Annotated in this window: 23 protein-coding genes; 15 read left to right on the top strand and 8 right to left on the bottom strand. The window is 50.9% G+C overall.

Annotated elements, in window-relative coordinates:
• The first annotated feature begins 21 nt into the window (after nucleotides 1–21).
• The 3 genes from KO216_RS07790 (at nucleotide 22) to KO216_RS07780 (ending at nucleotide 2,247) form a co-directional block, all read left to right on the top strand.
• The gene (locus KO216_RS07790) at nucleotides 22–1,317 is read left to right on the top strand and encodes an FAD-dependent oxidoreductase (RefSeq protein ID WP_215523659.1); all 1,296 of its coding nucleotides are present in this window, start codon (nucleotides 22–24) and stop codon (nucleotides 1,315–1,317) included.
• Between the two features lies 1 nt (nucleotide 1,318).
• Complete coding sequence (locus KO216_RS07785) at nucleotides 1,319–1,615, top strand: ferredoxin family protein (RefSeq protein ID WP_215523658.1); 297 nt, start codon at nucleotides 1,319–1,321, stop codon at nucleotides 1,613–1,615.
• Nucleotides 1,616–1,683: 68 nt separating this feature from the next.
• Nucleotides 1,684–2,247: a GNAT family N-acetyltransferase gene (locus KO216_RS07780; RefSeq protein ID WP_215523657.1), complete on the top strand. Its 564-nt coding sequence runs from the start codon at nucleotides 1,684–1,686 to the stop codon at nucleotides 2,245–2,247.
• A 185-nt stretch (nucleotides 2,248–2,432) separates the two neighbouring features.
• Here the strand turns inward: KO216_RS07780 and KO216_RS07775 are convergent, their stop codons facing one another.
• Nucleotides 2,433–4,376 (bottom strand): OPT family oligopeptide transporter, encoded by a 1,944-nt coding sequence (locus tag KO216_RS07775; protein ID WP_215523656.1) that lies wholly within the window; start codon nucleotides 4,374–4,376, stop codon nucleotides 2,433–2,435.
• A 313-nt stretch (nucleotides 4,377–4,689) separates the two neighbouring features.
• Here KO216_RS07775 and KO216_RS07770 point away from each other — a divergent pair, with 313 nt between their 5' ends.
• The 6 genes from KO216_RS07770 (at nucleotide 4,690) to KO216_RS07745 (ending at nucleotide 12,021) form a co-directional block, all read left to right on the top strand.
• Nucleotides 4,690–6,468 (top strand): sodium:solute symporter family protein, encoded by a 1,779-nt coding sequence (locus KO216_RS07770; protein ID WP_215523655.1) that lies wholly within the window; start codon nucleotides 4,690–4,692, stop codon nucleotides 6,466–6,468.
• A gap of 15 nt (nucleotides 6,469–6,483) precedes the next feature.
• The gene (locus KO216_RS07765) at nucleotides 6,484–6,783 is read left to right on the top strand and encodes a hypothetical protein (protein WP_215523654.1); all 300 of its coding nucleotides are present in this window, start codon (nucleotides 6,484–6,486) and stop codon (nucleotides 6,781–6,783) included.
• A gap of 425 nt (nucleotides 6,784–7,208) precedes the next feature.
• Nucleotides 7,209–8,153 (top strand): uridine-preferring nucleoside hydrolase UriH, encoded by a 945-nt coding sequence (gene uriH / locus KO216_RS07760; protein WP_215523653.1) that lies wholly within the window; start codon nucleotides 7,209–7,211, stop codon nucleotides 8,151–8,153.
• Nucleotides 8,153–9,550, top strand: a complete 1,398-nt coding sequence (gene uriT, locus KO216_RS07755) for a uridine transporter UriT (protein WP_215523652.1) — start codon at nucleotides 8,153–8,155, stop codon at nucleotides 9,548–9,550. Before uriH ends, uriT begins: the two co-directional genes overlap by 1 nt.
• Before the next feature lie 231 nt (nucleotides 9,551–9,781).
• Nucleotides 9,782–10,753: a ribokinase gene (locus KO216_RS07750; protein WP_215523651.1), complete on the top strand. Its 972-nt coding sequence runs from the start codon at nucleotides 9,782–9,784 to the stop codon at nucleotides 10,751–10,753.
• 515 nt (nucleotides 10,754–11,268) lie between these two features.
• Complete coding sequence (locus KO216_RS07745; protein ID WP_215523650.1) at nucleotides 11,269–12,021, top strand: VIT1/CCC1 transporter family protein; 753 nt, start codon at nucleotides 11,269–11,271, stop codon at nucleotides 12,019–12,021.
• A 347-nt stretch (nucleotides 12,022–12,368) separates the two neighbouring features.
• Here KO216_RS07745 and KO216_RS07740 read toward each other — a convergent pair whose 3' ends face one another.
• Complete coding sequence (locus KO216_RS07740) at nucleotides 12,369–13,385, bottom strand: LacI family DNA-binding transcriptional regulator (RefSeq protein WP_215523649.1); 1,017 nt, start codon at nucleotides 13,383–13,385, stop codon at nucleotides 12,369–12,371.
• Nucleotides 13,386–13,624: 239 nt separating this feature from the next.
• Between KO216_RS07740 and KO216_RS07735 the strand changes: the two genes are divergently transcribed.
• The 6 genes from KO216_RS07735 (at nucleotide 13,625) to KO216_RS07710 (ending at nucleotide 19,339) form a co-directional block, all read left to right on the top strand.
• A complete protein-coding gene (locus tag KO216_RS07735) occupies nucleotides 13,625–14,938 on the top strand; it encodes an ABC transporter substrate-binding protein (RefSeq protein WP_215523648.1) in 1,314 nt (437 codons plus the stop codon).
• Between the two features lie 42 nt (nucleotides 14,939–14,980).
• Nucleotides 14,981–15,880, top strand: a complete 900-nt coding sequence (locus KO216_RS07730) for a carbohydrate ABC transporter permease (RefSeq protein ID WP_215523647.1) — start codon at nucleotides 14,981–14,983, stop codon at nucleotides 15,878–15,880.
• A gap of 7 nt (nucleotides 15,881–15,887) precedes the next feature.
• Nucleotides 15,888–16,769: a carbohydrate ABC transporter permease gene (locus KO216_RS07725; RefSeq protein ID WP_215523646.1), complete on the top strand. Its 882-nt coding sequence runs from the start codon at nucleotides 15,888–15,890 to the stop codon at nucleotides 16,767–16,769.
• A 29-nt stretch (nucleotides 16,770–16,798) separates the two neighbouring features.
• A complete protein-coding gene (locus tag KO216_RS07720) occupies nucleotides 16,799–17,887 on the top strand; it encodes a glycoside hydrolase family 172 protein (protein WP_309547297.1) in 1,089 nt (362 codons plus the stop codon).
• An 897-nt stretch (nucleotides 17,888–18,784) separates the two neighbouring features.
• Nucleotides 18,785–18,982: a hypothetical protein gene (locus KO216_RS07715; protein WP_215523643.1), complete on the top strand. Its 198-nt coding sequence runs from the start codon at nucleotides 18,785–18,787 to the stop codon at nucleotides 18,980–18,982.
• Nucleotides 18,983–19,117: 135 nt separating this feature from the next.
• Entirely contained in the window at nucleotides 19,118–19,339 is a 222-nt protein-coding gene (locus KO216_RS07710; RefSeq protein ID WP_215523642.1) for a hypothetical protein, read from the top strand.
• 248 nt (nucleotides 19,340–19,587) lie between these two features.
• Here the strand turns inward: KO216_RS07710 and mnhG are convergent, their stop codons facing one another.
• The 6 genes from mnhG to KO216_RS07680 are packed head-to-tail and all read right to left on the bottom strand — an operon-like array spanning nucleotide 19,588 to nucleotide 26,339.
• Complete coding sequence (mnhG, locus tag KO216_RS07705; RefSeq protein ID WP_215523641.1) at nucleotides 19,588–19,971, bottom strand: monovalent cation/H(+) antiporter subunit G; 384 nt, start codon at nucleotides 19,969–19,971, stop codon at nucleotides 19,588–19,590.
• Entirely contained in the window at nucleotides 19,964–20,314 is a 351-nt protein-coding gene (locus tag KO216_RS07700) for an MrpF/PhaF family protein (RefSeq protein WP_071128753.1), read from the bottom strand. The genes mnhG and KO216_RS07700 overlap by 8 nt, the downstream gene beginning before the upstream one ends.
• Nucleotides 20,311–21,123, bottom strand: a complete 813-nt coding sequence (locus KO216_RS07695) for a Na+/H+ antiporter subunit E (protein WP_215523640.1) — start codon at nucleotides 21,121–21,123, stop codon at nucleotides 20,311–20,313. Before KO216_RS07695 ends, KO216_RS07700 begins: the two co-directional genes overlap by 4 nt.
• Nucleotides 21,116–22,828: a Na+/H+ antiporter subunit D gene (locus tag KO216_RS07690; RefSeq protein WP_215523639.1), complete on the bottom strand. Its 1,713-nt coding sequence runs from the start codon at nucleotides 22,826–22,828 to the stop codon at nucleotides 21,116–21,118. The genes KO216_RS07695 and KO216_RS07690 overlap by 8 nt, the downstream gene beginning before the upstream one ends.
• Nucleotides 22,825–23,253 (bottom strand): Na(+)/H(+) antiporter subunit C, encoded by a 429-nt coding sequence (locus KO216_RS07685; RefSeq protein ID WP_071128750.1) that lies wholly within the window; start codon nucleotides 23,251–23,253, stop codon nucleotides 22,825–22,827. The genes KO216_RS07690 and KO216_RS07685 overlap by 4 nt, the downstream gene beginning before the upstream one ends.
• A complete protein-coding gene (locus KO216_RS07680; RefSeq protein WP_215523638.1) occupies nucleotides 23,250–26,339 on the bottom strand; it encodes a Na+/H+ antiporter subunit A in 3,090 nt (1,029 codons plus the stop codon). The genes KO216_RS07685 and KO216_RS07680 overlap by 4 nt, the downstream gene beginning before the upstream one ends.
• Between the last annotated feature and the right edge of the window lie 142 nt (nucleotides 26,340–26,481).

The following is a 26,481-nucleotide window of genomic DNA, read 5'->3' as shown; positions in this document are numbered from 1 at the left end:
GTGGAGGCAGCTAGATAAAACATGAGCGTGGAATACGATTTCGATGTCATTATCGTAGGAGGCGGCGTCGCCGGGACGGTATGTGCCTACCTATTAGCAAAAGAGGGTCACCAGGTCTTATTGATTGAGCGTGGCTCGGAAGTGGGGGCTAAGAACCTTTCGGGCGGGGTGTTTTACTGCCAGGTAATGAACCAGATTTTTCCGGGCTTTATTGAAAAAGCGCCCCTTGAACGGAAAATCACCAAGAACATTTTGTCGTTCCTAAACCCGAAATCTGCGGTCAATCTGGAGTATTGGGATCAGCGCCTAGCAAAACCAGTGAACGCCGTGAGTGTTTTGCGCGCCAAACTGGATCCTTGGCTGGCCGAGCAGGCAGAAGAGGCCGGTGCCACCATCATGCCGGGCATGAAAGTCGATGAATTAGTGCGCGAGGACGGGAAGTTTTGCGGAGTGCGCGCCGGAGAAGACACCGTTTACGGCAAAGTAATCGTGGCAGCTGACGGGGTGAACTCCTTCCTGGCGCAATACGCCGGGAGCCGCCCCCAAGAACCCCTTGGTCACCTGGGGGTGGGGGTAAAATCCGTTATCCATTTGGGCGAAGAAACAGTTAAAGAACGTTTCAATCTGCAGGAAGGTGAGGGCGCCGCCTACCAGATGGTGGGGGATTGCACCCAGGGGGTAGCTGGCGGCGGTTTCCTGTACACCAACCGGGACTCGGTTTCTGTCGGGATTGTGGCGATGCTAGACGACCTGAAGAAAAAACAGTTATCCTCTTCTGAACTGCATGATCATTTATTAAACCATCCCTTTATCGAGCCGTTCTTACAGGGAGGAAAGTTGCTCGAATATGGCTGTCACCTGGTAGCCGAGGGCGGAAAAACTATGCAGCACGGGCTGGTTCACGATGGGCTGGTGTTGATAGGGGACGCCGCCGGGTTTACCCTCAACACCGGGTTTACGATTCGGGGAATGGATTTGGCGGCCGGATCTGCCCAAGCTGCTGCCAGCGCCATTGATACCGCGCTCAAAGCGGAAAACTTTAGCGCGTCCTCGTTAAGTAAATATCTAGAAAACTACCAGGCGTCTTTCGTGGGCAAAGATATGGAAACTTTCGCGCGCTCTCCGCAGTTCCTACATAATCAGGAACTGTATGGCCAGGTAGGTGAGCTCGCGGCCGATACCCTCCACGGGATCTATAACCTGGACACCACTCCGCGAAAACGCCTATTACCGGTGGCTAAGGCGGCGCTAAAGAAATCGCCACTAAGTGTCCGTCGCCTAGTGAAGCTCGGTTTACAAGCAGTGAGGTCGATTTAAGATGACTGAATATCTTCCCGAAAGCGTATCTGAGAGACTTACCGCCAATATTTACGAGGTAGACGAAGAAGAATCCCATATAGCTATCGACCAAGAACTTGCGAAAGCCACGGGTGCCGGAAAACTTTTAGAACTCGTTTGTCCTGCTCATGTCTATACCGCTCGCGAGGACGGCTCAGTGGATATCGAATATGCGGCCTGCCTGGAATGCGGAACCTGCCTGGCTGTAGCTCCCCCCGGAGTGCTGCGGTGGCATTACCCGCGCTCCATGATGGGCGTTAGTTACCGCCAGGGCTAAGCGCTATTTATTTGGAAGTTCCCCTCGGAAGTCTCCCCTAGAAACAAAAAATAAATATCCTTAAAAGTATGAGCACCGCTATGCAAGTCCGCCGAGCTGAAAGCGCGGGCGATATTCTCGATATTTTTGCAACCCGCCTCGCGGTTTTCCACCTGGAACAAGGAATCTCCCTTGACCTAGAAATAGACGATATCGACTTTGCTAAGGGAACCATCCACCTTTTAGGTGAAGATGCCTCCGGCACTATCGCTGCCGGACGGATTACCCCACCGAAAATCGGGATTCCCGCCGACCTCGCAGAAATGTTTCCTCAGTTACCGCGGGACACTATAACCGGGAATTTAGGACGTTTCGCCGTACTTCCCGCAGCCCGCGGGTGCGGTAACGGTAAAGAACTGGTACTCGGCGCCGAACGTTTAGCGCTTAGCAGCTGGGCGAATTCCGAGGGTGGCGGGACGCTGCTACTACAAATCGCAGCCCAAGTGCCAGTTATCGGGTTCTATCAAAAGCTTGGTTACCGGCTAGTTACTTCCCGCGACCCGTACCTGGATGCGGGAATAGAACATCGTGACCTGGTGAAGCTGGTGGAGCCGCAGGCCAGCGTAGTGCAGTTCCCTGGTCGCTGGCTTTAGGCCGCGCGGGGGATTGGTTTTATCCGAGTGGGTGCGGTGGGCATAAGAATTCGGAAAATGCCTGCGGTCTTTTTCCGAATTCTTGGGCGGGAGGAAAAACCAATCCTCCGCGCACCAACGTCAGTCAGTTGCGTGCGGGTAAAGAGGGATTTGATTCTCCTCTAGCGTCATCAATTTGATTGATTTTAAGCCTCGGCCTGTTGCTTTGCGCGGCGGTATCCCCAGGCGGCTAAAGCAACGAAGATAACTAGCCCCAATAGGGAGGACATTCCCGACCAGGAATCAGGCACAATAGCCAGAGGCTCCTCACTGCCGGTAGTGCCCACAATCGCGGCATAAACCACTCCCCACAGGCTTTCGCCTACGATCAAACCGGTGGCGAGCAAAGTTCCCATCCGGGAGGCGGCCTCCGGATTCTTCCGAGTTTTCGCCCAACGGTTAAAGAGAACCCCGCAGGTAGCACCAATCGGAATCAGAATAGTCAGGGTAATAGGCAGGTACATTCCCATTCCCACTGCAATCGGAGGCAGCGAGTAACGGGAAGTGGTGCGCTTTAGAATCTCATCAATCAAGATGATGGCCACCCCGATCAACGCTCCGAGTCCTAGCAGGCTCCAGTCAATATCGCCCCCGAATACCCCCTTGGTTAGCTCTGCAATTAGGGAGGCTTGCGGAGCGGCCAGCGCATTCTTACCGGCACCGGGTGCTCCTTGGAAACCAAAAGCATTATTCATCAAATGCAGCACCGGAGGAATGACTAGGGAGCCAAAAATCACCCCGATAATTAACGCTACCTGTTGTTTCCAAGGGGTGGACTTCACTAATTGCCCGGTTTTTAGATCTTGGAGGTTGTCATTAGAAATAGTGGCGATACCGAAGATGATAGCCGCCGTAAATAAGGTATAAGCCACTAGGGTCTTAGGGTTACTACCAGCGGGAACAACCGCTTTGATCACTAGAGCGGTCAAAATTGCGACTAGGATTCCCACTCCAGAAACCGGACTGTTAGAGGCTCCAATTAGTCCCGCCATATAACCGCAGACGCTGGCGACCGCTAACCCGAGAGCCAAAATGAACAGGATAGATAGGAAAATCAGTCCACTGGTGTGGTGTTCCAACGGAGTGCCCTTTAGGAACAACCAGAGCAGTACCCCAATGGGAAGCATCAAAGCTAAGGTGATACCTACGACCCAGGCGGGGGAAAGGTCACGCTCTTGCGCGGGTACTTCCACCCCCGATTTACGTCTACGGGATGCAGCCAGAGATTCGCGCATTCCCCGGATAACTGGACCGATTATTTTCAGGAAAGTCCAAATAGCGGCGACGGCGATTGTCCCGGCGCCTACGAAACGCACATCAGAGGCAAAAATTCCTTGCACGCCCTCGGCAAAATCTCCACTGCCCAGCTGACCGGAAGAAAAGTAGGGGAGCAGCACCCCGTAACTGATGACCATTCCGCACACCATGGCGATGCCCACGCCCAGACCGACCAGGTGACCGATTCCGATGAGCGCCAAGGAAAGGCTGGTACCTACCATGGTTCCCCCAGCTCCAACTTTGAAAGCGGTGGTCACGCTGGAGAGCGCGATTTTTAGGTTGGTGAGCAGGGAAAAGAAGGCCGAGGTAATCGCTCCCCAAACAATCACGTGTAGGCCGCGGCGATTATCGGCGGCGCCTTCACTGGTGTCGCCTACTTTTAAGACTTCTGCGGCAGCTACCCCCTCGGGAAAAGCGAGGTCAGAACCGGTTACGAGGGCGCGTCGTAAGGGGATAGAGTAGGTAACCCCCAAGATGCCGCCTAGTGCACACAGGGCAGCGGTCGTCCAATAAGGGAAGCCGGTCCACCAGCCCACCATGATTAGGCCCGGTAGCACGAAAATGATTGCCGATAACGTGCCGGCTGCCGAAGCAATGGTCTGTACGATGTTATTTTCTTGGACAGTATGATCTTTGAAGTACCGTAGGATCGCCATGGAAATAACTGCCGCCGGAATCGAGGTGGCAAAAGTCAGTCCCACTTTTAGCCCTAAATAAACATTCGCGGCCGTGAAAACTAAGGTGATGATTCCCCCGATAATCACTCCGCGAATAGTTAGTTCTTTTACTGCTGTTTTCGATTCAGTTGTCATTACTGGGCAATCTCCTTGATGAAATACATGAAAAGAATACGACCAGTACTAGGGGATTAAAAATTAGAGGGCAGCAAAAGAGAGGAGAGGAAAAATAAAGAACGAAAGCGAGTATAGAGGTTGCAAATTTGAGTTAAAAGTTAAGGTTAACGGCTAAAAATATTGGAAAAAATTAGGTAAAACTTACTTTGTAGGACAATCTGTCACATTATAGTGTCTTTTAACCGTCAAGACCTCGGGCGGTTTCCCTCTCTCGGAAACCACCTTAAGCTGGGCGGGGATAATGGAGTCCTAAATTCAAAAGGGGGAGGGAATGAGCCACCCGATATTACTAATGCCCAATGAGGTAACCACCCTGATTGAGCCCAAGTTTTACGACTATTTTCCCATCATTGTGTACTTTGCGTTCGTAGTGGCCGTAGGGTTCATGATGAAGCGGAAAGCCAGCTCGTCTGACGAATTCTTGACCGGTGGGCGCTCTTTGCCGGCCTGGGTAACCGGCCTGGCATTCGTGTCTGCCAACCTAGGTGCCGTTGAGATTATGGGTATGAGCGCCAACGGTGCCCAATATGGTCTGCCCACTTTCCACTATTTCTGGGTAGGCGCGATTCCCGCGATGCTGTTCCTAGGTGTAGTAATGATGCCGTTTTATTACGGATCAAAGGTACGTTCAGTACCAGAGTTTATGCTCAAACGTTACGGGACTGCCGCGCACCTGATCAACGGGCTTTCCTTCGCCCTCGCCCAGCTGCTAATCGCCGGGGTAAACCTGTACCTACTGGGTAAAATCGTTAACGGAATGCTAGGAATCCCGCTATGGATTTCGCTGATTATCGCCGCGTTAATCGTGCTCACCTACATCAGTATTGGTGGTCTAGCCGCTGCTATCTACAATGAGGTGCTGCAGTTCTTCGTGATTGTTGCCGCGCTGCTGCCGGTAACTTTGATTGGTCTTTACCGTGTAGGCGGATATCAGGGACTAACTGAAAAGATTACCAAGTGGGCAGGCGAGGCAACCAATCCTGTCTACCAGGATGCTAATAACCAGCTGCATTCTTGGCCGGGAACTTTGCTGTCCGGGTTTAACTCGCCGGTAATGTCGGTGTTTGGTTTGGTTATGGGGCTTGGTTTCGTGCTGGCTTTCGGTTACTGGACTACCAACTTTGTGGAAGTTCAGCGGGCGATGGCGTCTGACTCTATCGCTGCCGCACAGAAAACCCCGATTATCGGGACTTTCGTGAAAATGTTTATTCCCTTCCTGGTGATTATTCCAGGTATGGTAGCAGGGGTTTTGATTCCTGAAATCGTGCGGCTTAAAGCCGGACCGAAATATATGGGGGTCGGCGAGGAAGCGCTCGCGAACCTATCCTCGCACGTGCCGGCAGGCTATCAGGTTAGCTATAACGATGCGATGTTGCTGATGATGCGGGATTTGTTGCCTAATGGTTTGCTAGGTTTGGCGATTGCCGGGCTGTTGGCTTCCTTCATGGCAGGTATGGCCGCTAACGTTTCTGCTTTTAACACCGTGTTTACGGTCGATATTTACGAGGCCTATTTCAAGCCGAATGAATCCGATGAGCACTATTTGAAGGTAGGACGCAACGCTACCATCGTGGCCTGTACCGTTGCGGTATTTACGGCGTTGATTGCTTCGCTGTACCCCAACATTATGGACTTGCTGCAGCAGTTGTTCTCGATGTTTAACGCCCCGCTGTTTGCCTCGTTCATTATCGGTATGCTGTGGAAACGGGCGACGCCCTCCGGCGGCTGGACGGGTCTGTTGTTTGGTACGTTGGCGGCACTGTTTGTCAACGTTTTGTGCTGGAACAAGATTTTAGAGCTGCCCGGCCAAGGCCAAGCGTTCATTGCTGCGGGCGCGGCCTTCGTAGTAGGTGTGCTGGTAAATGTGGTGGTTTCCCTCTTTACCAAGCCGAAGGATTACCGCGAACTGGAAGGGTTCGTCTGGTCGCTTACGCCGAAAGAGAGTCGTGTTGATCCGAAGTTGCACGAGTTGCCGCTGCTGCGTCGCCCGATTCCGCTGGCGATTGTGGCAGGTGTCTTGGTGCTGATTCTAAACTCGGTGTTCCACTAGGGGGAGGTTAAAGAAATGAAACGAAAGATTCACATTTACGATATTCGCGTTATCTGCGGCCTGGTGCTTGGCATTATCGGATTGTTCCTGATTATTTGCGGTTTGGTGATTGAACCAGCCACGGTTCCGGACTATGTGGCAAATAATCTGGAGGACATTAATAACACCCCGATCAATGCCAATATGTATTCCGGCGTGGCGTTGTTCGTTACTGCTCTGGTGTTCCTAGCCTGGACTTGGTTTAATCCCAGTGCAGGAATGGGGCATCCAGATGAGGAAAATAAGCGCACCCGCGACGAGGTACACAAGGGCTAGTCAGTAGGTTTTATTTTTTCCATCAAAGCGCGGGCAGCGATTTTTCCTCCCGCCCAAGAAATCCGGAAAACGTAGCGACGTTTTCCGGATTTCTTATGCCCACCGCGCCCACTCGGATAAAATCGCTGCCCGCGCCGACTTAGCTACTGAGCAGCGTTCTTACGCATCCTCAGCTTGCTATATCTATTTCTGTGCATCGCTACCTGCGCTAACGCGGTCTCTAAGAGTATCTTTTATTCGCGTGTCCCGCGCGGAGAAAAGCTTAAGGATTTTTCTGTGAGGATAACTTGCATGACATGTTTACGTAAACATTTTCAAAACTGTAAAGTTCTGCTGAAAACCCCGTGCTTCCTGCGTCTTTGTGCTAGTTTCAAGTTACGCAAACATTTGCGAAAAGATTATTGAATCGCGCAAAGGAGACGAAGATGTCGCGAAAAATTATCCTCGACTGTGACCCCGGGCATGACGACGCTATTGCCATGTTGCTGGCACATGCCAACCCCGAAATCGAATTGCTGGCTGTCACTACTGTCGGTGGTAACCAGACGCTGAAGAAGGTAACTAACAATGCTCAGCGGATAGCTACTGTTTTCGGAATGGAGGGGGTACCAATCGCGGCTGGATGTGATCGTCCTCTGGTACGTGAGGTTGAGGTCGCTCCCGGTCAACACGGTGAATCCGGACTTGACGGAGTAGATTTGCCTGAACCGCAACCACTGGTAAATCAGCACGCGATTGACCTGATTATCGACACTATTATGAGCCATGAACCCGGGGAAATCACGCTGGTACCTACCGGGCCGCTCACCAATATCGCGATGGCAGTGCGCAAGGAACCGCGCATCGTAGAACGAGTACGCGAAGTAGTGCTGATGGGCGGGGGATACCATGTGGGGAACTGGTCGGCAGTTGCCGAGTTTAATATCAAAGTCGATCCCGAGGCCGCCCATATCGTCTTTAATGAGCCTTGGGAAGTAGTGATGGTGGGATTAGATTTAACCCACCAAGCCCTGGCTACTGACGAAATCACCGCTAAAATCCAGAAGCTTGGCGGTCCGGTTGCCCAGTTCGTGCTAGATCTGTTCGTATTCTTCCGTAAGGCTTACAAAGATTCGCAAGGTTTCGACTTCCCGCCAGTACACGATCCTTGTACCATTGCCTATCTAATCGACCCAGCAATTGTCGAAACTGTGCGGGTACCGCTGGATATTGAGCTACGCGGCGCCCTCACGGATGGGATGACTGTCGCGGACTTTAGAGAACCTGCCGGAGAAGACTGTCACACGAAGGCCGCCACCAAACTGGACTTTGAGGGTTTCTGGGATTTGGTTATCGATGCTATCGACCGCGTGCAGAAGGGTAACTGCTAATGAGTAAAGTTCGTTCCGTAGGCGCGGTAATGACCGCCCTACTTGTAGCCTGTTTCGCTTTCCAGCTAAACGCTTCCATGCTGTCACCGGCACTGGTGTTGATGGAAAAAGAACTTAACACCACTGCGGCAATGATTGGACTAACCCAAACCGTGTTCTTTACGGCGGCGGCGCTGTTTAGTCTATTCCTGCCGCGGCTGGGCGACATGATCGGCAGGCGCAAACTACTAACTAGCATGATGGTACTGACCGCTGTGGGCTGCGTAATCTCTGCTCTTGCGGGAGTTACCGGTTCAGTCGCCCTATTGTTTATCGGGCGCACCATTCAAGGCGTGGCCGGACCGACCGTTCCCCTGTGTCTAATCATGTTGCGGGTGGCGGTGCCAGATCCTAAACGTTATGGCACCTTGATGGGGGTTATTACCGCCATTAATGGTGGTATCGCCGGTGTTGACGCTATCGCTGGCGGCTGGTTAGCTCAGAATTTTGGTTTTGATTCCGTGTTCTGGACGATGGCGGTAATTGCGGTAATTGCCGCGTTTGCTGTCCGTTTTCTCACTGATGAATCTACTGTTGATCAGCCGCAACCGATGGACTGGCTCGGCACGTTCTATCTGGTAGTAGCAGTGGGATCCGCCCTAATCGCCATTAATGAGATTGCGAAACTGCAGAATGCTAACTGGCTGGTGGTAATCGGGTTAATAATAGCTGCGGCTATTTTCTTCATGCTGTTCTGGCGTCAAGAAGGCAATACCGAACATCCTCTGGTCACCCGCCACTATCTGAGTTCGCGCAGTACCTGGGCGTTACTACTGACCACGGTACTCACCATGACCGGTATTTTTGCAATCATGAACGGGATTGTGCCTTCCATTGCCCAAGACACCAAGTTTGGTGCGGGGTTAGGGGCGGACGTGGTTTCCTTCTGGACGCTCACGCCCTACGCGCTTGCCGGTCTAGTGATGGGGCCTGTTGCTGGTACCCTCGCAGGTCGCTTCGGGTATCGTAGAGTTCTGCGTTACGGCCTGATCGGTGCGCTAATCTCCCTGGCAATCTTGATGTTTACCATGAACGGCGCCGCAGCCTGGGTGTTGCTACTGGTGTCTATCCTCGCAGGTCTAACCTATGCCGGTACGGTTAACATCATGCTTAACGGTCTCGGGATTGTGCTTTCACCCTCCGACAATCCCGGCTACCTGCCGGGGCTTAACGCAGGTGCTTTCAACCTGGGAGCCGGTATTTCCTTCGCGGTGCTCTATGCGGTGATGACTTCTTTAGGTGGAGGCTACGGCGGGCATCTCGGCGCGATTATCACGGGCGCTGTACTGCTGCTGTTGGCATTGGGAACCTCGTTCCTAATTCCGAAAGCAGCCGGACAACCCGCAGACGCCAGCTAGGGACAGTAGAAACATTGAATGAGGGAACGCGATGACCGTTATTAGGAAAATCGCCAAAAAATTGGACGTGAATGCCTTAATGGTCACGCGTTCCCTCAACGAGTTTCGGCTACTCCTGAGCGTACTCAGAATCGAGTGCGCAAGATATTAACGCGAATCGGTTACCGCAAAATGCGGGTACAGTAGTCAATCCGAGCTAGCGAAATAAAATTTTAGTATTTGTGAGGAAACATGAAGCAGATGAAAGAGATAGTGACAACCGCGCAGCGAGTGCTGGATGCTTTAGGGGCGCCCGTTACCGTAGTGGGGTCAATTAATGCTGATTTGACCATAGAAACTGAGCGACTCCCAGGTCCTGGTGAAACGGTTATCGGTGGTCCATTGGTGACCCTTCCTGGAGGTAAATCCGCTAATCAAGCGGTTACCTGCGCCCTTTTAGGTGCGAAAACTAAGATTATTGGAGCCGTTGGCGATGACGGGCATGGCGACCTCTTAATGGCTTCCCTTAACAGCGCGGGAGTAGACACTACCGGGGTGAAGCGTTGCGAGGGTGCATCGGGATCAACCTTGATTACAGTGGATGCGGCCGGAGAGAACACTATCGTTTATTCTGCGGGGACAAATGCGCTGGTAAATGCGGAATTAGTTCGGGAAGAAAGCGAAGTTATTACCTCGGCGAAGACCTTGGGTTTGTGTCTAGAAGCTCCTCTAGATGCGGTTGAGGAAGCGGCGCGGATTGCTCACCAGGCAGGTGTAAAGGTGGTACTGAACTTTTCGCCTATAACTCAGGTTTCAGATTCCCTATTGAAACTGGTTGATGTGTTGATCGTTAATCAACACGAACTGGCGGTATTAAGTGGCCGCGAACTAGATGTTGAAGACCTTAACCAGTTGCGGGAAGCGGCCGATTCTTTAGGAATGAAACAGGTGGTGTTGACTTTGGGGGGTGATGGCTCGCTTGTACTAGATAATGGTGAGGCCACCCGGATCCCGATTTTCCCAGTTGAGACGGTAGATACCACCGGAGCGGGAGATTCCTTCATGGGGTCTTTGTTGTCGGCGCTGGCGGCGGGGTGTTCATTAGCGGATGGAGCTTGCCTGGCTGCCGCAGTTTCTTCCCTGGCTACCACCAAGGTCGGGGCGCAAGCCTCTTATCGCGGCGCTGCCGCGGTTCGCGCTTTCCTGGAGAATTGGGAAGCATAGGGCAGTTTCTGCACGGCAGTTTCTGTTTTAAGCTTTCAGCGGCGTTGCTCTGTCTGAGACCTCAGGTGTCATAACAGGGGAACTATTTACGCAAGATAGCCCTTTTGTTAATTAGGTAATTTTGAGGGTTAGTTGGCGGTATTTGTGCCGGTTAGACCGGGTTTTATTTGGTTAGCTGACGCAAATTTTAACTAAGGTTAGCCCTACTTTGCCTCCGTAGATGGGGGAGGGAATCTGTTTTTGGACAGGGCTAGGATGTTACGCGCGTTGATGTAGGGGATTGACCCCGCCGGGCGATTTCCTCGTTCAATTTCCGAGGGCGCGAGGCAAGAATCCTAGAATTTTTCCTTTGGCTCGCCTTCCCTTAGACATGAGGTCTCTTCCGCTTGGGTTTGCCTGTTACTGGACGCGTAATCCCGTTTTTTAGCTCGCAAAAATTTTTGTCTTGCTAATCTGACCTTGAAGTCAGAAAAAACGTTAAGCAGCTAAAACGTACTGGTAAGTGGAGGTGCCAAATGAGTTTGGTAGGGGAGAGAATACTAGGTACTTCTTCCGGTACGCGCGAGCGAGACGAGCATACCGACGAGAGCGTAAAGACGGCCTCCAAACTTAATTGGTTACGTGCCGGGGTGCTGGGAGCTAACGACGGCATCGTTTCTACCGCGGGCGTGGTGGTCGGGGTGGCCGCCGCTGATCCGCAAAATAATATTGCGATCTTTACCGCCGGGATGGCGGCAGTGGTCGCGGGAGCTATTTCTATGGCGGCAGGCGAATATGTATCCGTATCTACCCAAAAGGATACGGAGAAAGCGCTGGTTCATAAAGAAAAGAGTCGGCTGAGGAAAGATCCCGAGGGCGAGTTTGCGGGTCTGATTAAGGTTTACGAGGGCAAAGGGCTCTCGCTGGAAACTGCCCGGTTAGTGGCAAAAGAATACTCTGCGATTGATCCAGTGGCGGCACAGGTAGAGGCGCGTTACTCGATTGATTCGCAAGAGTTTGTTAACCCCTGGAACGCCGCATTTTCTTCGGCGATTTCCTTTGTCTTAGGCGCGGTCTTGCCGATGCTGGCCATCTTGCTGTTCCCGCCGGCCTCCAAGTTTGTCGCCACCTTCATTTTGACGCTGGTGGCGCTAGGTTTGGCGGGTTACACCTCAGCTTGGCTTTCGGAAGCTCCCCGAGGACGTGCCGTCATTAGGGTGATTATCGGCGGCGCCCTCGCCATGCTGATTACCGGCGCCGTCGGACACCTGGTGGGTCTTTCGTTGTAAGAGGGTATTTGTCCGGGATTTTAGCAACTTGGTGCAGGCGATAGCCTGGCGCTGTGGAGACTGCAGTCTCTCGTTCTCTAGGGGTTTTATTTCGAGCGCCCCGGATTTGATTCCTCTTGTGGTTTCCTCTTTTTTGGACTTTCGCAGTTACTGATCAGGGACGGCCGGATTGGAAACTGCCTACCTAATAGGTGGTGCCAGAGTTTATCCAGAAGACACGCCAGGTGATTGGAGTGACTCTTTGGCGTGCCGAGCAGGGGGGGGGACACGCATACGCTAAGGCAAAACGCGCCCTACCGGGGGGGGGCGATAGTTCTAACGGATATAGAATATGAAGGATTAATCACTTAGTCGACATATTGGGAGGAACATGAGATTTCTCCGGAGCCGCGCGGGATTAGACGGGTGGACACTACCACCGTTTGGCCGTCTATGTGATTGTTTTCAATCATTTCAATCAATATGCCAGTTGCTATTTGCCCAATCAACGCCGGATTTTGAGCAATAGCGGTCATGCCTGGACTTAGCTCAGCTGCCAGTTCTACATCGTCGAATCCGATCATGGCAATTTGTTTTTCCTGACCATGCTCTCGTAACGCCTGGAGAATGGCTACATTTATCCGATTTCGAGAGCCTAAAAAGGCTGAAGGAGGATTCGGGGATTTTAGTAAAGATGAAACAGTGTTCCTAGCTTGATTGGGATTGACTTGATCAAGAAAAACTATTGTTTCATCTCTGGCAATACGCATCTCGTCCAATCCAGCAAAGAACCCATCCCTACGAGCGATCATTGGCGCTGAAAGCTCGTCACCTAAATAAGCGATACGACGGTGTCCGAAAGATGCAAGATGGCGGGTCGCCTGACGCATGCCCTCGTAGTTGTCGGAAATAACACAAGGAATTAGGTCGGATTCTGAGGGGCGGTCCACGATTACAATAGGCAATCCAGTTTCAGCTGCTGCTGTTAGATATGACTGGCTACCTGGTGGGGGAGCAATAATAAGTCCATCGATTTGGTGGGCACGCATAATCATTACGACTTCCCGTGCGTATTCGCGATTGTCATCGTTGCTTGCTGTAAGGGTCAGCGAGCCGGAATCTCGAAGTGACTTCTCTATTGATCTATGTAGCTCTGCTGAAAAAGGATTCGAAACGTCTCTAAGGATTAACCCAATAGTCCAATGTTTGCCTTTGGAAGCTCTAAGTTTTGATGCGGACAAGTTTGGTACATAACCGAGTTGCTCAACTGCGCGTAACACACGAGAACGCATATTTGAGTTAACGTTACCTGTTCGATTGACAACACGAGATGCTGTCATGGGGCTCACGTTTGCAGCTTTTGCAACATCTTTTATTGTAACCATTAGGTCACTATTCTAGCATGAGCGGTGATTTTCTGGAACTTTATTACTGCTTTCGTGGCTAGTGTTGCAGATGTTTTAAGTTTAGTGAATGCAGCGTTAAGCCTTGGCGCAGGCATGGAGAGGACATTTTTTAACTTCCTGGCGACAGCTACTTGCCTTATGAAGCGTTTTGAGGTAACGTTACCTTACCGTGGGTGTTTCGAATATACCTACTCTTTACAAAATTAAGGAGGACAAAGATGTCAAAAATCAAAAACGCAGTTGGCGTAATGTTGGTTCTTGCTATGAGTCTAAGCGCGTGTGCAGGTGGGAACGGGCATTCGAGTAGTGCATCTGCTGATAGCGGCAATGATCCGGCAAAACTATCTGGCAAATGCAGCATACTCCAATATGAGCCGACCACTTCCGCTCAGTACAAGGGGTGGCAGAAGGGGCTTAACGAATTTAAAAAGGAGAATCCGGAACTTGACGTCGAATGGGCAACTACGAATTTCGAGGCGTTTCGCTCCAATGCGAAGGTCTTGCTCTCGGGTGGGAGTGTGCCTGATGTTGTGCTTGTAAATACCGGTAACGCCGATGCTGGGCAGCTTGCGTCACAGGGGTTAATTGAGCCTGTGAATGAACTTGTGAAAAAGAACCACTGGGATAAAGAGATTACGGGGGCAGTGGCAGCCTTAGCCAAATATGACGATGAAGGTAGAGCTGGTGGGGGTGATTGGTATGGTGTTCCTTCTACAGCCAGCTACTTTACTTTCTACTACAACAAAGATTTGCTGGCGGAGCATGGTGTCACTGAAATACCTTCTACCATGAAAGAGCTTGAATCGGTGTTTGATAAACTCCTTGCCGATGGGATTACTCCCGTGTCGTCGAATGCTGGCGAGCATGCAGTTCTACAAACTTGGTGGCAGCTTGTCTCTCAAAATGCCTCTAGAAAAGAGATTGACAACTTCATTCTTATGTCGGGTAGCTCGGATATCACGGGCGGCGCATTTGCTGAAGGGACTGCTCATCTTGAAAAGTGGTTGCGGAAAGGATACTTGGGTAAGCAGCTAGCTGGTTTAAAGGCCGATGATATGGAGCGGGCATTTCTTGCAGGGAAAATGCCGTTCATGGCAAATGGTACTTGGTCGTTCAATCGGATAAACGAGGAAGCTCCATTCAATTGGGGCATGCTTAAATTCCCCGACTCAAAACTTACTGCTGGCGCTTCGGGGCATTTGTGGGCCATTCCCACAGATGCAAAGAACAAGGCGTGCGCCAGAGCTTGGATCAAGAAGAGTTTGAGCGAATCTGTACAGGAGGAAATTGCCAAGCTAGGAGGAATCCCAGTGATTGTCGATCCGTCGACGATTGAAGATCAGCGGATGAAAGAAATGAACAAAACATTTCAGACTCTAAAGACAAAAAACCAGCTATCCTATTATCCAGATTACCCTGTTCCTGGGCTTTTGGATTACCAAATGGCGGGATTACAGTCAATTGCCTCTGGAGCCCAAAGTGGCAAGAAATTTCTAAAAGGAATGAAAGATTATTATGAGGGTAATAAGTAATTTAAATATATTGCTTTCTCTTTTTAAATAAATCGGTGAATTATGAATTGGAAAAAAAGAGAGCGGAGAGCGTATTGGCTTTATCTGCTACCAATGGTAGTTGGATTTAGTGTTATTGTGTTAATCCCCTTGGCGGCTAATGTCTTTATAAGCTTATTTAGCTGGAAAGGGGGGCGGGCTAAAATGGAATGGGTGGGACTGGAAAATTATTCTAATTTACTTAGAGACAACCTGTTTTGGTCTTCATTTCTAAATACCATTTATATGGTGATTGCTATTGCTATTATTCCCACTATTATTGGATTAATTTTAGCTTCTGCGTTATTTGATTTTATCGGGCGCAATTTTAATGGAACAATCGCATCATTTTTACGCGCAACTTATTACGTTCCGCAAATTTTGCCTGTAGCTGTAGCTGGAGTTCTTTGGAGTTGGATTCTAAATACCCGAGATGGAGCGCTTAATCAAATATTGCGTAACGTCGGAATTGATGTATTGCCAGACTGGTTAGGAAGTACAGATTTAGCGCTTTACTCGATAATGCTAATGATGATATGGCTACAAATTGGTTATCCGGTAGTTATATTTATGTCCGGACTGCAGCGGGTGGAGCCTTCATTATATGAAGCTGCTCAGTTGGATGGTGCTGGGTGGTGGAAGCGCTTTCAACACATCACCATTCCAAATATTAGAGCTGATATCTTTGTGGTCGTCTTAACTGCAACTATAGGGGCAATGAAGTTATTTGCGCCTGTAATGGTATTAACTCGGGGTGGACCTGAGTTATCAACGTACGTCCCCTCGTTCTTTTCGTATAGGAATTTCTTCGAACTTTCGAGAGTGGGGTATGGTGCCGCGTCAGCTACAGTTTTAGCACTAACCATCTTTGTTATCGCCGGTGGGCTTGTCTACTGGCAATCCACAGCGATTGAAGAGGGGTAGGTATGTAATGAAAAAAATACCTGTTTTAAAAAAAGAAAAAATGGAGCGTAGTTCAGCTTCGAGTGTTCGCCACGCGGTAATAAAATACTGTGTATTACTTCTAGTGTTTCTGGTAGCTATGTTGATGCTGGCACCGTTGTACTTGGTTGTTATTAATTCATTTAAAGATCCGGCTGACTATTCGATTAATGGTCCGATTGCCTTTCCAGAAAATTGGACAACAGCTGCATTTAATAGGTATCTAGGTGCCGTTAATTTTCCTCGGCTGCTTTGGAACTCTGTACTAATTGCTGGTGTTACTGCCCTGGTAGGGACTGTAATTTCACTATTTTCAGCATATGCGTTGGGTGTCGGCCGTATAAAAGGAAGAACCGGATTAATCTTTGTATTATTAATAGCAACAATGCTTCCGCAAGAGGCGTTGCTCTATCCGTTATTCTACGGTGCACAGGGGATCGGTCTACATAATTCAGTTTGGTCGGTAATAATAATATTTTCGATTTTGCAAGCAGCGATGGGGACGTATCTCCTAGCGTCTGTTATGTCTACTTTTCCAAGAGAAGTATTAGAGGCGGCACAAGTGGATGGGGCGGGACGCTTTCGTGTTCTCGTTAGCGTGGTGTATCCCATAATGAGACCATCGTTGGCGGTTTTAATGGTGTTTTTCTTTGTGTGGACATGGAACGAGTTTCTAATCCCGATGATTATGTTAGTCGGGCCAGATTCGCAAACTTTGCCCATCGCATTGGCTAATCTTAAAGGTCAAAATACACTTGACGTGACCCAGATGGCGGCAGCTTCGTTACTATCCCTGCTGCCAACGCTAATGTTCTTCGCTTTTTTTCAACGAACACTGACACGCGGTGTCGCTGCAGGATCAGTTAAGTGATGACAACAATCCACGAAACGGAATAGAAAATGAATTTACCTTTGTATACCCAATATCTACCCACTTTGTCTCGTGCAATCACAGCGGAGAACCCAAATGGTTTGCCCGGGAAAGGGGGAAGAGCATCATCCAAGCTTGGGCAAGGGCGGAAAGGAAGCCCGTGTATTTCCATAGCGGCGGGGGAAAGTGTTGAAATTGCAAGAATTGAAGGACCCGGTGTGATACGCCACTTGTGGTTTACTATGCCCACTCGTACTGCAAAGAACCCTTTCGTGTTAAGGAACTTGCGTTTGCGTATTACTTGGGATTCCTCTCCTAGGGCAGCTATCGATGTACCGATTGGAGACTTCTTTGGATGTGGTTTCGGAGAAACAGTAATTTTCTCTTCTGCGGTAATGGTTTCGGCTCCAACGGGAGGGCTAAATTGTTATTTAGAAATGCCATTCAAAAAAGAAGCTCGTATCGAAATTATAAGCGAACATGAAGAAAATCTTGACGGATTCTTTTATCAAGTGGATTATTCTTTAAATGACAAGCTCCCCGACAATATTTGCTACTTACATTCTCAATGGAGACGTACAAACGGTTCAAATTCATTAGGGGAAGATCATGTTCTAGCAAATATTACTGGCACTGGCTGCTACGTAGGGACACAAGTATTTCTGACCCAGTTGGAACGGTTTTGGTATGGAGAAGGGGAAGTAAAATTCTATATTGATGATGATAAAGATTTTGCAACCATTGTTGGTACTGGTCTCGAAGATTATGTAGGAGGCGCATGGGGGTTCCGGGATCAATGGGAGGGACCGGAAGATCCTCAGGCAGTTCATTTTAATTCTGCTTACCTGGGGTATCATCAACAGATAAATCGAGATAACAGCGGAGTTTCCCCCTATGCTAAAGATATGCCGACAGGTCATGGGATGTATAGATGGCACCTGCTAGATCCCATCAGATTTTCCACCCGTCTAAAGGTAACTTTACAGCAAATAGGAGACCGGGGAGATCACCTATTCGAACGCCGAGATGATGTAACTACCGTAGCTTACTGGTATCTAACTGACCCGAATGGAGATGGTTACTCCTTGCCACCCAAAGAATGTCGGAGACCTCGTTGATAGGAAATGGAGAACAAGGCCTGGGGAAAGCTCGCTAAAAATTAGGCAAAACGCCCCCCTATCTGGGAGGTGGTTCTTTGGGGGTGGTCTCGGCGGGGGATAAAACTGGAGAAAGAAGCTAATACGCTATGGCTTCAAATTCGTTAGCTGTTGGTTAACGTTTCAATCGCTATTTTAGCCTGACATGCTCTGCTGGGGGGCAAACACAAAAATAAATGAAAGGCTGTCCGTACTAACAGACGGGGTAGTTTATCTAACCCAAAGAGGACAAAATTATTATCTAGAAATATAACTGTTAGTATCCCCGGTGTCGCTGGTCAGTATGACGGGCATATGCCGCCAAAATAAGAAACATGATTAACTATTTAACCGTAAACGGCGTGGCTCGGTGGTTCGGGTTATCCCCTCACACCATAAAAAGTCATATTGCGCGCGGCACGTTCCCCGCCCCTGACGCAACCATAGGAGCGGGAAAGGCCATCAAATACGGTTGGTTACCCGAAACCGTGGACGCCTGGCAGGAAACCCGCCCGGGGAAAGCCGGAAGACCTAAAGGGAGTTTTAAGCGGCAGTTATAGCCATCACCTTCTCTCCGTCAAGCGCGGTTACCAGATTCTGCTAATAGAATCCGCCCTGGGTGGGGGAGTGAGGCAACAAATAGTGATACGGTTACGCTAATAATTGATGAAACGGACCTTAAAAATATTGAAAAAATGAAAAATGGTCTCTATCCAGTTCAGATTGCTTATGACCAAATTTAAGGCTGGATATAAATCTAAAAATGTCTGAGAGCGGATATCTAGAAGATAACTATCAAACAACGGTAAATATATGCTGACGTATTTAGATCTATATAAAAGGGTACGTGGCCACGTCGAAAAAACAGCTAGCCCTGCAGTGCAACAATTGATAGCAGATTACGAATATGGCGAGGGCGAAGACCTGGATTTCATAGTCTCGCTCGCGTTTGAGGAACGGATTGGTCTACCAAAAACCCTTGGCGAACAGTTAGTTACTTTACAGGATGATTACGCAAGGACCGGAGATTATCCCTTGCCCCTGTCTGAAGTGACCCTAAAATATTTACGGGAATAATCTCGCGGGATTATCGGGTCTAAGGTTGGAGCCGTGAAAGATTCTACCCCGGCAGAGATTATGTCTAAGGCAGGACTATGCTTGTCATAGTGGACATGAGTACAGCGGTTATCGACTATTCCGGGGGTGAAAACGATGACTTATGATGAGCTTTACACTGCTTCGCGTGCTTTCTTCGAAGCTCATGCTACCCCCGAGCAAATAGCTCTTTTAGATAGCCACGAAAAGTGTGATGGGGCTGGTTTTGTTGATTCTGTCCTGCTTTTTATTGATCTGTTCCTCGGTGACATGCAGGGCGCACCCGAAAAAATTGCCAAGTGGCAGGCAGGCTTAGACAGCCTCCCAGAACACGATTAATCGATAGTTACCACGGTTCAAGAATTACTCTCTACGCGGGGTTGATTTTTAAATGCAGCTCACTACCGGGATAGCTACCGTGCCGGAAATTAGCAATATCGTAAACAATGTATATCGAGATGTTGCTAGCAAGGTGATTTTGCTTCAGACCCCCGGGAAAACAGCATTCAGGTATCAAATACAGCATCCAATGCATAATAAAAACTACATTGAGAGTGGTTTTATTTTGCTTACGGGTGTACATGAAGTTAACTGTCTCGGATTACTGCAGGCGCATCTTTACCGGGAACCGGCAAGTGCAGGTGGCGATAAACCGTCTCACCGGCATCTTTGATTTCGCCGCGTTGCTTAGCGGTTCTCCCAATTAGATGGGCCCCAATCGGCGCAGTTATTGTCTGCAACACAATCGCCAGCATCACTACCGTAAGCCAGGACCAGGTTTGCCGAATCGCCACTAATCCCAGACAGGTTAAAATAAACCCAGTTAACTGCGGTTTTGTAGCTGCATGCTGCCTTTGCAACAGAGTCGGCAGCTTCACCACTCCAATGGCGGCAATCAGCGTCATGGCAGAACCCAGGGTTAAAATCGCTACCCCCAGGTATGTGAGGACGGTAGACCAAGTTTCACTCATCGCGTCCTCCTTCCGCCGTGGTCGTATCGGTCACTTGCTGCGGCTTAATAGCAGCACCAGGATCAGCATCGTGAGCCTGTTCCGCCGCCGAACGCTGCCCAATAATCCGCGCTACCGACGTCGCGGTCAAGAAACTCACCAAAGTCAGAATCAATAAAATCTGCATGGTGTCATCGCGCTCCCCAGTAACCGATATCAGGCAAATAATCCCGATGGTGATGGCAGTAAGCAGATCCAGCGCCACTGTACGATTCAAAATCCCCGGTCCCCGCCATAAAATATAGAGCGCCAGTAGTTCAGCAACGCACAACATCGCCCAGTTCAAAGTGAAAATTAAGGTCATAGCGATTGCCTCCCTTCGCTAGCAGGTTGCTGGGGTATATCCGCGGGTAGGTAAGGACTCCTGCCCGAATAGGGGATTTTCCCCTCCGCAACTAGCTGTTCATAGCTTTGCAAACGTTCCTCGGCCTCACGAATCTCTGCCCGGCTACCCAGGGCTTTTACAATTCTCATTTCGAGGGCGTGCAAAGATTTCTCTACTCCCCGTGCTCCTCCCGAAAGTTGTCCGTCCAACACGTGCAAAACTACGCGCGAAGGATTTATTTGGGCTCGTACCACTAAAGACCCGGGCACCAGGCAAGTCATTGCCGACGCCATAGTCAAATAAAACTCTGAGCGGGTCACCATCTCCACTTCAATCATCTGGGGACGAGCCGGTTTGCTGCGCAAAACCACATAAGCCACCTGGAAAGCCGAAGCCAGCAAATCCCAGGCAAACCGCAGAATCAGCCAAGTTACTCGCAGAGGGCGAAAACGCTTGACCGGATTGACGTGTGGCATCGGGGAAAATGTTTGCAGTGCTACCGCAAGCAGTAAACCGCCACAAATCGAAACCGCTGAAAGATCCCGAATCAGCAATAGCCACACTACAAACAGCCAGGTAGTCATCCCCAAGGAGCAGCGGCGAGGCAGTGTTCGCAAACGCTGTTTTAGACCAGGGCGTTGCGACCTGGCGCTGGCGGGGGTTTCTTCCAATCCCTCTCGCTTGTTCCGCTCGTCAACAGAATCTGTTAGCACTTGCGCAATCTTCTCCGGGGAATCTGCCGGAGCTGCGTTTCCTTTGTCAGACCTGTCCGTTTTTTCGTTAGTCATCGCTACCTCCCCTCATCATGGCGGATCCGCTAAAATCCGTTGGAACCAGCGAAAACGTATCGAGAACAAAGTCGTGCGCACTGGTCTTTGCTCCCGAGGGAGTATTTTGACTTCCCACCTCAGCAACTAAATCTTCCGGGAGCCCAGCAGCAATTTTTGAGATTCCGTGTCCGCGTCCGTCCTCGCCGAGAATCGCGCGTTGATATTCAGCCCGTGACATAGAAATCGTGGCGCGTTCAGTAAAGGTATAGACCGGACCGGCAAAAACCGACATACCGATCGTTACTGCAGTTAGGAAACCAGTTGCTGTCCATACTCCCCGCGGAATCCGGGAGGCAGTTTCAAAAGTGTCGACCGCTTCCTCTTCTTCGCCGCCACTTTCTTGCGCAGATTCACGTCCCTGCCAGAAAGTTTGCAGCCAGATTTTCACCACCACATATAGGGTGAGCAGCGAAGCAATCAGCCCCGCAGCCAGCAGCGCCCAAGCCAGGGGAGTGTTACGCGCCGCCGTGGCCTCCGCCAAACCAAGTTTGCCCAAAAATCCGGTCAAAGGCGGGAAACCCACCAGATTGAAAGCCGGAATTAAATACCAGACGGCTAGTAGCGGGGAAATTTTTGCCAGAGAGTGCAGACGGCGTAGCGAGGTGGAGCCGCCCACCTTCTCCATCATCCCTGCCACCAGGAACAAAGTGGTTTGCACCAAAATATGGTGGACGGCGTAAAAGATAGCCGAAGCCACCCCCAGGGTATTGGCCAGGGAAATCCCCCAGATCATAAAACCAATATGGGAAACCAAGGTAAAAGAAAGCAGCCGTTTAATATCGTCTTGAGCCACTGCCCCCAAAATCCCCACAATCATGGTGAGAATCCCCACCACTGCTAGCACTATATCCACCGGTGACTCCGGGAAAATCAGTACCTGCATCCGGATAATTGCATACACCCCGACTTTGGTAAGCAAACCCGCAAATACTGCGGTAATCGGCGCGGGAGCCGTAGGGTAAGAGTCCGGAAGCCAAGCCGAAAGCGGGAAAACCGCCGCCTTCAAACCAAAACCCACCAGGAATAGCGTTTGGATCAGCATAGCGACTGCCGGGTCGATTTCGGTTAGCCGCATAGACAGCTGTGCCATATTCATAGTGCCGCAGGCGCCATAGAGAGCAGCCAGGGCAATCAGGAAAACCGCTGACCCCACCATCGATACCGCCACATAGACGGTACCGGAACGAATCCGATCTCGGGTGCCTCCCAGAGTGATCAGGACGAAAGAGGAGGTGAGCAGGATTTCTACCCCCACGTACAGGTTAAACATATCGCCGGTGAGGAACGCGTTATTAACTCCGGCACATAGCACCAGGTAGGTGGGGTGAAAAATTGGGGTAGGGATATCTTCTGACTCGTGGACAGTGCCTTCTGCAAGGGAATAGGCCAGTACCGCCACCATCACCACCAGGGAAGTACACAGCATTATCGCAGCTAGACGGTCACCAACCAGGGAAATCCCGATTGGAGCCGCCCACGAACCGACATCCAGAACCAGGGTTGCCTCGTCGGAAAACACCAAAATCATGATGGCAACTACCAGGGAAGCAGTCAGGGTGGTGAAGGCAACTACTGACTGGGTGCGATAGTGGCGTCCCAATCCTAAGGTTAAAGCTGCCGCTAATAGGGGGAGGAGCACTGGCAGTGCCAACAGAAAGTTCACAGCTCCCTCCTTTTACGTCCGTGGCTCTTGTCGAGTTCATCCAAATCTAGGCGCAAGAAACGCTCGGTATCGCCCACTTTCTTTGCCAGCCGCCTATCTTCCAGGTCATCGGTAACTTCGTCATGCCCCGACAGTCGCCAGGAGCGATAGGCAAGCGCCAGACCGAAGGCGGTAGTGGCCATAGAAAGCACAATCGCAGTCAGAATCATTCCCTGGGGGAGCGGATCGGACATTTTTGAAAGGGCAGTTCCTAGAATCGGGGCGGTCCCGGCCGCACCGCCCTGGGAAAGCAGAAATAAGTTAATCCCGTTGCCCAGCAGCCCTAATCCGATAACTATGCGGGTCAAAGTGCGTTCAGTGACCAAGTAAACCCCGCAGGCAACCAGGAAGCCGGCAGCTAAAAGTAGACATAAAGAAACACTCATCGTTGTGCCTCCCGAGGTTCAGAGAGGGAACTTAGTTCTGGAGTGAGCTTTGTTCCTTCGCTCGCGGAGGACGAAACTGAGGTCTCGCCCTTAGCGTCCCTAAAGCCTGGCGGCTGATCCGCTGGATCTTCGCGCCCGGTAATATCAATTTCCGGCAACTGGTGTCCCGCAGATTCGCCCTGCCGGTCAATCTCGGATCCTAAGGACTGCAGCAAATCAAGCACCACCCCGATAACCAGCAGATATACCCCAATATCTAGCCCCATTGCAGAAGTAAAGTGCAAATCCCCTAAGATCCCTAAATCAAGGTGAGCCTCCACGCTTTGCAAAATGGTGTAGCCAAAGGCCAGGGGGACTAGGGCGCTAACTACCGCAGTAGTCATTCCGATAGCGATCACTCCGCCCGGACGCGCCGGGACTGCCTCCAGCAGTTCAAAACGCCCTCCTGCAAAATAACGGATAGTGATAGCAATACCGGCAACCATGCCACCGATAAAGCCTCCACCAGGGTGGTTGTGTCCAATAAACAGTAGCCATACCGATACCAGTAGCAAAGTATCGAAGAGGATTCGGGTGGAAACCTCCAGCAAAATAGAGCGGCGGCGCGGATTGATTAAAGTGGCGACGGCTAGCCAGGTTTGCTGGGGGGCGGCAGAAGTTTCCTTTAAGCGACCCCGCCGTTTGCGCGCCCTCGCCAATAGTCGGTATCGGCGAGCGCGTTGGGAGTCAGCGAGCGCAGTAGATAATCCTCGCAGGTAGATGAGGGCGGTAACCCCGGTGGCGGCAACTAGCAGTACCGACAGTTCCCCCACGGTATCCCAGGCTCGCACGTCCACCAGCAAGATATTGACCAGGTTTTGACCGCCCGCAAAAATGCTACCCTCGGTAGTTACCAGGTTGGAGACCGGTTCATGAATCCGGGCAGAGGCGGTGGATAGCCCTAATAGCACTACGCCCACTCCGCAGGCAGCGGCCATTAGAAGCCGGTACCCGGGCGCCCAGCGGCTGAGGCGGCGAGAAAAACGTGCGGGTAGGCGCCGCAGTACCAGCAAGAAAAGAGTCAAAGTGACCGCTTCGACTACCAGTTGAGTTAGCGCTAAGTCAGGAGCGCCCTGGAGAACGAAAACTGCGGCAACTGCGGCTCCACAAGCCGAAAGTGCCAGCACAGCATTTAGGCGACGTTGAGCAACTACGCAGATAGCGGCCATTCCGATAAGGGCAAAACAGATGAATGCTTGCCCGAAGGAATCGGCGAAATGCCAGCGATGCATATCGGAAATCCCTAGCATGCATACTGCTCCTGCCAACACCGCAACGGTAAATATCACCGAAAGATCAGTAGGTAGGGATCCGGTTTGTACCTTGCCAGTCACCCAGGAGGCGCCACTTTCTAGGCTGCGGATAGTGCGCGAATAAATACCTTGGGCGCCCCAACGCGGCGAGAAGGCTAGACGGCGTTGCAAGCGTGCCAGGCGGGCGCGACTCCAGAACAACCAACCTCCTGCAATCAGGATCAGCGCGGTCACTAAACCGGGGAGTATCCCTGACCAAAGATGCAGATGACCCGGATTTTTCCCGTAGATTTGCACAGCGGTTTGCCCCAGAAAACCGTCAAGGACACCGGGCAGGAACCCCAGGCACAACGAAAGTCCGGTAAGTACGCCGGGAATGATGGTCAGAGTTTTACCGGTTGCCCGCAGTTTTTGGCGATGGGGACAAGTTCCCTGCCGGTCATGTTTATGGCTAAAGGCTCCCCAAAAATAACGCAGCGAGTAAGCGAAGGTGAGGGCAGATCCGGCAATCAGGACCGCCAGAATCACCCCGGATTCAAGGTCGCGTCCTGCACCTAGAAGAGCGGTAATGGTGTGCTCTTTTCCGAGGTATCCGCTGGTGATCGGGATTCCGGACATAGATAGAATCCCCGCGAGAGCGCAAATGGCCAGTTTCCGGGAACGTTCCCCCAGCCCGCACAGGCTGGGAAACTCGCGGGTGCCGGTCTGTTTTTCAATAGTACCCGTAGTTAGGAACAATCCGGATTTGAAGGTGGAATGTGCAGCCAAAACGCACAGTCCCGCCAAGTAAAGTTGGGGGTTCCCTGAGCCAATTAGCATAGTCAGGAATCCCAGCTGAGATACGGTACCGAAAGCTAACACCAGTTTTAGGTCGGTTTGCCGCAGTGCGGAGTATCCACCTAGCAGCATGGTGAATCCCCCTAAACCTACGATTGCCCAGGTAAGTCCGGGGAAACTGGCAAAGGCGGGTGCAAAACGGGCAAGTAGGTAGATACCAGCTTTAACCATCGCGGCAGCGTGCAGGAAAGCCGAGACCGGGGTGGGGGCAGCCATCGCGGAGGGGAGCCAAAAGTGGGTTGGGAAAATCGCCGATTTGGTAACTGCCGCAAAAAGAATTAACGCTAATCCGCTGATAGCTGCCACCGGCTCGACGGGAGTGCCCAGGGCGGTAGGGGAAGAGAGTACGGTTAACAGTTCGCTGATTCTAAAGGAGCCTCCGGGCATGATTCCTAAAATCACGAAACCGGCGAACATGCTTAAAGAACCGGTGGTGGTCACCAAAATCGCTTGGCGAGCGGCAGCGCGAGAGGCACGTTCCTCAGCCTCGTGACCAATCAAAATAAAGGAACTGAAAGTGGTGATTTCCCAAAAGAAATAGAGGGTCATGGTGTGATCTGCTAAGACCAGACCTGACATCGAGGCGGCAAAACCTAGGAAAGCTGCGATAAATTGACGAAGGCGCGGAGAATTTTCAGAGAAATATTGCGCACAATACACCAAGATCAAAGCGCCAACCAGGTTAATTACTGTCAGCATCAGCCATGATAGGCCGGTTAGGCGAAATCCTATTTCCAAATCTAGCGCACTTGACCATTGATAAAAGTCAGCCAATCCTTGCGATCCCGTGCCGAAAGCCTGCCGGGTGTGCGATAGCGTCCAGATTAAGGCTCCCAGGGGCATGAGGGCGGCGATGTAAAAAGTGCGCTGCCTAAAGTATTTGACCAGAAAGGGAATTAGCAGTGTCGCCAAGAAGTAGCATACGATCAGCGCGGCTGCGCGATCCCACAAAAGCATAGCTATTTCCGTTTCACTTTCTTGGTTTTTCGTCCAGCATGTTCCGGCTGTCACTTAACTGTACCGTGAACCGGTATTTTTTTCGCTTCTGACCGCGTAAAAGCTCAGCGGGTGCACGAAGGAAAGAAAATCCCCACCTGCG

The sequence above is a fragment of the Varibaculum prostatecancerukia genome (assembly GCF_943169825.2).
Lineage (GTDB): Bacteria > Actinomycetota > Actinomycetes > Actinomycetales > Actinomycetaceae > Varibaculum > Varibaculum prostatecancerukia.
The sequence above is the reverse complement of the archived record's forward strand: the minus strand, read 5'-3'. Positions and strand labels throughout refer to the sequence as shown.